General features: G+C 44.0%; 3 protein-coding genes and 2 pseudogenes. 4 read left to right on the top strand and 1 reads right to left on the bottom strand.

Annotated elements, in window-relative coordinates; all coding sequences use genetic code 11:
• A pseudogene (locus PX484_RS12095) lies at positions 1-187 on the top strand (carboxylating nicotinate-nucleotide diphosphorylase); the annotation flags it as partial.
• A 40-nt stretch (positions 188-227) separates the two neighbouring features.
• Here the strand turns inward: PX484_RS12095 and PX484_RS12090 are convergent.
• Positions 228-1,025, bottom strand: coding sequence for an SAM hydrolase/SAM-dependent halogenase family protein (locus PX484_RS12090; protein WP_287767295.1), 798 nt, complete (start codon positions 1,023-1,025; stop codon positions 228-230).
• 134 nt (positions 1,026-1,159) lie between these two features.
• Here PX484_RS12090 and pirA point away from each other — a divergent pair, with 134 nt between their 5' ends.
• The 3 genes and pseudogenes from pirA to PX484_RS12075 all read left to right on the top strand — a co-directional run.
• Positions 1,160-1,321 carry an arginine synthesis PII-interacting regulator PirA gene (gene pirA, locus PX484_RS12085; RefSeq protein WP_002733724.1) on the top strand — a complete coding sequence of 54 codons (162 nt, stop codon included), beginning with the start codon at positions 1,160-1,162 and terminating at the stop codon, positions 1,319-1,321.
• Between the two features lie 155 nt (positions 1,322-1,476).
• On the top strand, positions 1,477-1,641 hold the full coding sequence (locus PX484_RS12080) for a DUF8624 family small hydrophobic protein (protein ID WP_004163564.1): 165 nt from the start codon (positions 1,477-1,479) through the stop codon (positions 1,639-1,641).
• Positions 1,634-1,857: pseudogene (locus PX484_RS12075) on the top strand (GNAT family N-acetyltransferase); the annotation flags it as partial. The gene PX484_RS12080 and the pseudogene PX484_RS12075, both read left to right, overlap by 8 nt.

Raw genomic sequence — 1,857 nt, 5'->3', positions numbered from 1 at the left:
TTTAGAGATGATGCAAACTGCTGTGGAGATGATCCGCAATTTTAATAGTAAAACCAAAATAGAAGCATCGGGAAATATTACCCTCGATCGCATTCGCAACGTTGCCGAAACAGGAGTAGATTATATTTCCACTAGCGCCCCGATTACTCGTTCTACTTGGTTAGATATTAGCATGAGAATTGATTAAAAGGCTCTATCAGTTATCAGTTATCAGTTATCAGTTTTGATCACTGACTCCTATCTATTCTAACCTCGATCGCATCGCCAATATTTAGGTGTAATTGCTTTTGAGCGCTGCCACTATTGACGGCAATTTCTAACCCCCCGTGACTACCGATAAAAGCGACTATTTCCCCGGAAGGAACATCACTGTAGGTGTTTTTTGCGGGGATAATTTTTGGACCCAACTGCACCGACCAATTTTTTCCTTCTAGGAGATAATTGGGGATATTGCTGATTAAATTGCCGAAAATGTCAATATATTGAATTTGACCCCTAATTTTATCTTCCTCGATCTGGGGAACAGCGATCGCTAATTGTTGCAAGCTATCGGGATCAATAATCTCACCCAACATTTCTAGGGGTACTCCCCGGGCCAAATAAGCAGCCACAGGAGCAAAAATATCACGACCATGAAAAGTAGTGCTAGGGTTAGGGGTGCGCCAATAGGAAGAATTATCGAGATTAACGGCGGATATAGCGGGAGATTGACTTAAAATGCCACTAAATAAACCATTATCTGGCCCGACTAAATAACCACCGGCAAAACGAATCCCTACCCCGCGTCTTTTGCTTCCCACTCCCGGATCTATAACTGCCAGATGAATAGTGCCTTGGGGAAAATATTGATAGGCATTCAGGAGAATAAAACGACCAGCGTAAAGGTCTTGGGGCGAAATTTGATGATTCAGGTCGATAGTGCGAGCATGGGGAGCAATTCCCGCGATTACTCCCTTGATCATGCCCACATAACCGTCCTGTAGTCCAAAATCGCTAGTAAGGGTTATCAGTGTCTTTTCCGTCATTGACTGGTTCCTAGGGTGGCCAACAGCTTTAATAAATCTTAATGGGAAATTCAGTATCTAAAGATACAGTTCCCCAAGGAGAATGTTATGATTTAGATATAAGGTAAGTTAAGTCGCTCAAAAGTCTGTCCATCATGAACAAAAATCGTCAGCAAGTCCTAACACAGGCCACCGTGGCCCATAGAGAAACACTCCGCAGAAATTTACAACACCGACTGGAAGTGGCTAGAGCGCAGGGAAATGAGGCTCTAGTTCGTCAATTGGAAGCAGAGGCGGCCTATTTGCACCTTCGTTAGAGTTAATCGGTGTTTGGTCATAGTCTAGTTGTCGGTTTCTGGTGATCGGTGTGCCGGTCACTTTTTTTTAGGCGAATTTTCAGGAAAAAAATTGCTGATATCTCCACTGGCAATCCCTAAAATAGAAAGAACAGCAGTTTAGAGATCAAATAATTATGGCTTTTTTCCGGCAATATATCGCTCCCCTCCTGACTATCTTAGTGTTTTTAGTTGCTCTGGTTGCCACCAGCATCCGGATTTTTTTGCCAGCAGATTTAGCCGCACCCGCTCCGATCGAGCCATCCCTGGGCATAATTTTCTCTTATCCTTGGCATGGCTAACCTTCCCGAAAATTATCAGCTGCGACTGGGAAAACCGAGCGATCGCTATCTACTCATTAATTTTCTCACCCGCACCTATCAAGAATTTTTTCCCGAACAAAAAAACCTCTCCCATCTAGCTGATACAGTCAGACAGTTTTTTTGCCTCGATACTCCCCTGTGGATCGTCGAAGGACAACAAACGGCGATCGCTTGTCTCTGGATGGGGAGCGCCGT

The sequence above is a fragment of the Microcystis sp. M49636_WE2 genome (assembly GCF_030065375.1).
GTDB lineage: Bacteria > Cyanobacteriota > Cyanobacteriia > Cyanobacteriales > Microcystaceae > Microcystis > Microcystis aeruginosa_C.
Note: the sequence above shows the minus strand (reverse complement) of the source record. Positions and strands in the feature narration are given on the sequence as shown.